The sequence below is a fragment of the Candidatus Neomicrothrix sp. genome, from assembly GCF_035329545.1.
Lineage (GTDB): Bacteria > Actinomycetota > Acidimicrobiia > Acidimicrobiales > Microtrichaceae > Microthrix > Microthrix subdominans.
The window spans coordinates 1-4,607 of the sequence record NZ_DAOLGP010000020.1; the positions used below are offsets into that span (position 1 = coordinate 1).

Sequence of the window (4,607 nt, forward strand, 5' to 3'; positions counted from 1 at the left end):
CACCACCTGGGCACCCGCGCTACCCGCCGCCGGACCATGACACCTGAACAGTTACGATTTCGCAACGTGCCCCACCCACTGACGTTGTGACCGCGCCTTTGCGACGAGCGGCTGGCTAGATTCGGCACCCATGGCGACCATCGGCGATCCTGCTCCCGATTTCTCACTGATCGACCAGCACGGCGACACGGTTGCCCTGGCCGACCTGCGGGGCCATCGCACACTGGTCTTCTTCTACCCCAAGGCCAACACTCCCGGCTGCACTACCCAGGCCTGCGGCCTGCGTGACATCGCCGGCGCGATCGGCGACGTCACCATCCTGGGCATCAGCCCCGACACACCCAAGAAGCAACACAACTGGGACACCAAGCACTCGCTGGGGTTTCCGTTGCTCTCCGACCCTGATCACACGGTGGCCAAGGCCTTCGGCGCATGGGGCGAGAAGAAGCTGTACGGCAAGGTGTACGACGGCATCATCCGCTCGGCGTACCTCATCGATGCCGACGGCGTGATCGAGCAAGCATGGCCCAAGATCAGCCCCAAGGACACGCCGACCAAGCTGCTGGCCGCGCTCAAGGGCTGAGCCGCCGCCAACCTGCCGGTCGCGCTCAAGGCCTGACCCGCCACCAAATCGCTGGCTGCGCAAGGCCTGAACTGCCACCAAGCTGCTGGCTTTGTCGAGGCGTAGCCCGCCCGGACAACCGTCCAGCGGCTCGACGAACCCTCCTTTAACGCCTACCCACCTCCGACTTGGGTGGACTTTGGGTCACCTGTAGTCCCAAATGCCACCCAAGTTCGTCACCGCACGGCCGATGATCAGCGCTGTAGTCGAGCGACCAACGATCAGGCGAACGGCAGGGGCGCCTGATCCGACTCGTGAGCGAGCAGCCAGCGCTTGGTTTCGAGGCCCGCGGCAAATCCGGTGAGGTCGCCGCTGGCGCCCACCACCCGGTGGCAGGGCAACACGATCGACAGCGGATTGCGGCCGTTGGCCGCGCCCACCGCCCGCACGGCCTTGGGCCGACCCAGCCGCTCGGCCTGTTCGCCGTAGCTGATCGTCTGCCCGTAGGGGATGTCGGCCAGACCCCGCCAGGCCTCCTGTTGAAAGTCGGTACCAACCAGGTGCATCGGCAGGTCGAAGTCCTGTCGCTCACCGGCGAAGTACTCCCGCAGCTGGGCCTCGCTCGCCTCGAGGGTGGCGATCGCTGCGCTGGAGTGGACCGTCGTCGGCGATGGCGCAGACGAATCGGAGGCGCCGAGTTGCCCGCTCAGCCCCACTCGGGCCCCGTCCTCGTCGGGCCAGGTCACCGCGCGCAACCCGACGTCGTCGGCTACCAGGGTGAGCGGGCCGATCGGGGTGTCGATCACCCGGCTGACCGTCGGGTGGGTGCCCCGATCATTGCGGTCGCTGTCGGTCGTCGGATTCATCATCGTTGGCTCCTCGTGCCGGAGGTGGAAGGAATGGTGGGCATCACGCTCACGGTTGCACCCCGTTTCCCGCGTTGGCCCACAGATGGGCCGTCGCTATCGCTCGCCAGGGTCGCCATGCTTCGGCCCGGGTGAGCAGGGCCAATGGGGCCCGGTCGATACCCAGGTTGGCCGCCCCGCGTTGAAGCGCCACGTCGCCGATCGGGAAGGCATCCGGGTCGGCCAGCCCGCGAAGTGCGACGTAGTCGACGGTCCACGGGCCGATTCCGGGCACGGCCAGCAGCGCTTGCCTCACCGCTTGCCGGCTGGCGTGGGCATCGAAGCTGACCACGCCGGAGGCGACCGCTTCGGCGGCGGCGGTCAGCGCACGCCGACGGGCGCCCGGCATACCCAGCATCGACAGGTCGGCGGCGGCGACGTCGGCTGCGGAAAGGGGAAGATGGGTCAGGCCTGACGGCGCCCAGTCGGGGGCGGGCCGGGCGACGGCCGAGACCAACTGCCCGGCCAACCTCAACCCCCTGCCCAGGGTCACCTGTTGGCCGAGCACTGCCCGAACCAACGCTTCAAACCCGTCGGCACAGGCCGGCATGCGACGTCCCGGATGGGCGTGCACTGACGGCCCCAGGTGAGGGTCGGCCCCGAGTAGTTCGACCACCCCCGCCGGATCGCAGGTGGAATCGCAGAGCCGCTCGGCCACGCTTACCGCGGCGGAGAGATCGGTCAGGTCGGTGACCCGCAGCTCCACGTTCATCCCATCATCGACCGAAGCCGACTCGCCGCCTCGGCGATCGTCGAACTCCGGGCGCAGCGTGATGGTCGCCGGGCCGCCGGACAGGCTCAACAGCCTGGTAAAGGTCGAGCCGTCGCCGTGTTCCACGCCGGGCAGCGCGCGGGAGGTCAGAAACCGAATCACTTCGGCGGCATCGAACGGAGGACGGATCGCCAGGCGCAGCGTGGTCGGTACCGGGGCGGAGGCGTGCACGGCTGGCCCGTCGCTGCGATGTGGGAGGTCGCCGACCTTCGCCAGCGATCGGCGGCGCTTCCCCGGCGACAACGCTCCGCTTGCGACGCCCTTGGCCATCCGGGCCTGGCGCAGGTTTGACGGCGTTCGGTCGTACACCTCTCGGACGGTGTCGTTGAACTGCCGGACGCTGCCAAACCCCGCGGCAAAGGCCACCTCGGTTATCGACAGGTTCGAGTGTTCCAGCAGTTGCCTGGCCGCATGGGCCCGGCGCGCCCGTGCCAGCGACAGCGGGGTCGCCCCCACCCGCGCGTGCAGCATCCGGGTGAGGTGCCTCGGGCTGACCGACAGCCCGTCGGCGAGCCCGTCCACGCCCAGGCGATCGATCTCGCCGGCGGAAATTGCCCGCATGGCCCGGTTGACCAGATCGTCGCCCATCGCCCACTCCGGTGATCCGGGGGCAGCGTCTGGACGGCAGCGTTTGCAGGCCCGAAACCCTGCGCCCTGAGCCGCCGCTGCGGTGGCATAGAACCGGGCATTAACGCGCTTGGGGCGGATCCCCGTCGGGCAGCTGGGCCGGCAGTAGATCCCGGTGGAGGAGACTGCCAAGACAATGCGGCCGTCGAATCGCCGGTCACGGCTGATCACCGCCCGATAGCAGCGCTCCGGGTCGGCGAGCAGCGAGGCGACCGACCACTCGTCGGCGGGTGCGACCGGCGACTTGGGCGGCTTCGGGGAGGACATGGCCCCATTCTCCCAGAGGATTCGGACCGTGTCTGGCGGAAATCGGACATCTCGACGGCGAGCCTCGATCACTTCGCCAATAGGCTGCACTCGGTGCGAAAGAGCGGGTCCACTATGATCCAGGGGCCGTCGCGGGTGTAGTTCAATGGTAGAACATCAGCTTCCCAAGCTGAGAATGCGAGTTCGATTCTCGTCACCCGCTCTGCAGCGAAACCCCTGCTCCAGCAGGGGTTTCGCTCGTTACCGGGTGACCACCGGGTTCGCCGGTTGCTCAGGCGAGGTCTCGCCGGCGGAACCCGGCGAGACCGACCAGCAGAAGGGCCGCAGCGAGCCCCAGAAGAACCACGAGCGGGGCAACGGTGAGTGTCGTTCCGGGAAGTTTTGGGACGTGGGCGAACGGGGAGAGTTCGATGATCCACTCCGGCAGCTCGAGGAGGGGCCCGATCTCGCCGAGCAACAGAAACGCAACCAGTGCACCCCACCCGATGAGGGCAGCACGAGATCCGATGCCGTAGGCGGCCGCTACCACGGCGATGACGAGCCACACGGCCGGGAGTTGGACCAGCGCGCCCGCCAGGAGGTCAAAGAGGTCCGAGACCTGGCCCGTCTGGACGGCTCGGGCGGCTCCCGAGCTGAGTCCAACGGCGAGGGCCAGACAGACCGTGCCTGCGGCGGCCACGAGGATGAAGCTGCCGACCCACTGGACGCGGGTGACCCCGGTGGCGAGGACCTCCTCGGCACGTCGGGAATCCTCCTCGGTCCGGAGGCGCAGGGCGGCGTGGACACCGTACGCTGCGATGACGACGCCGAGGATGCCCAGTTCGGCGGCGAGGTACGCGTCGACGAGGCTTTTCTCGCCCCCAAGACGTCGCAGAACGTCCTGGCCGCTGGACGTGTTGAGGAAGGAGCCGACGTCACCGGCTACCCCGCCCACCACGAGGCCGAGAATCGCGAAGGCGATGACCCAGGCGATCAGAGCTCCCCGCTCCAGACGCCACGCGAGCCCAACGGTACTGCCGAGCCAGCCCTGGGCACGCGCCGGTCCCGGCCGATCTGCGAGCACGCCGGCTCCGAAATCGCGCCGCGCCGCGATGGCGTAGGCGACCAGCGCCATGACTCCAGCGAACCCGACGAGTAGCGCCAGCACCGGCCAACGGTTCCCTGCGAAGGCCCGGACCGAGTGGACCCAGCCGAGCGGAGACAGCCAGCTGAGCCACGACAGCTGAGCGCTGGTGTCGCCGATGCCCCGCATCACGTAAGCAAGTCCCAGCACGCCCACGGTAAGCCCCGTCGCGCCCCGCGACGTTCGGGCCAATTGGGCGGCGACGGCACCCACCCCGGCGAAGGCCAGACCGGCGCCCGCCCAGGCCGCGCCAAAGGCGAGTGAACCACTGGCGGGAAGACCCGAGGCCACCAGTCCGAGCGCGGTCACCGCCCCGATGAGCACGGACGTGATGGCGGCGATGCCAAGCGC

General features: G+C 68.8%; 4 protein-coding genes and 1 tRNA gene. 2 read left to right on the forward strand and 3 right to left on the reverse strand.

Annotated elements, in window-relative coordinates; translation table 11 throughout:
- The first annotated feature begins 130 nt into the window (after positions 1-130).
- Positions 131-583 (forward strand): thioredoxin-dependent thiol peroxidase, encoded by a 453-nt coding sequence (bcp, locus tag PKD89_RS11825; RefSeq protein WP_289011255.1) that lies wholly within the window; start codon positions 131-133, stop codon positions 581-583.
- Between the two features lie 260 nt (positions 584-843).
- Here bcp and PKD89_RS11830 read toward each other — a convergent pair whose 3' ends face one another.
- A complete protein-coding gene (locus tag PKD89_RS11830) occupies positions 844-1,428 on the reverse strand; it encodes a methylated-DNA--[protein]-cysteine S-methyltransferase (RefSeq protein ID WP_425591251.1) in 585 nt (194 codons plus the stop codon).
- Positions 1,429-1,477: 49 nt separating this feature from the next.
- Positions 1,478-3,133: an Ada metal-binding domain-containing protein gene (locus PKD89_RS11835; RefSeq protein WP_289011253.1), complete on the reverse strand. Its 1,656-nt coding sequence runs from the start codon at positions 3,131-3,133 to the stop codon at positions 1,478-1,480.
- A gap of 131 nt (positions 3,134-3,264) precedes the next feature.
- Between PKD89_RS11835 and PKD89_RS11840 the strand changes: the two genes are divergently transcribed.
- Positions 3,265-3,335 (forward strand) — tRNA-Gly (locus tag PKD89_RS11840).
- 69 nt (positions 3,336-3,404) lie between these two features.
- Here PKD89_RS11840 and PKD89_RS11845 read toward each other — a convergent pair.
- On the reverse strand, positions 3,405-4,607 hold a 1,203-nt coding region (locus PKD89_RS11845; protein WP_324332461.1), incomplete at its 5' end, for a hypothetical protein.

What these genes read in the sequence shown, in the direction of transcription:
- PKD89_RS11830 (WP_425591251.1), bottom strand. Translation starts at nt 1,428, where the DNA reads ATGAATCCGACGACCGACAGCGACCGCAATGATCGGGGCACCCACCCG.
- bcp (WP_289011255.1), top strand. Translation starts at nt 131, where the DNA reads ATGGCGACCATCGGCGATCCTGCTCCCGATTTCTCACTGATCGACCAG.
- PKD89_RS11835 (WP_289011253.1), bottom strand. Translation starts at nt 3,133, where the DNA reads ATGTCCTCCCCGAAGCCGCCCAAGTCGCCGGTCGCACCCGCCGACGAG.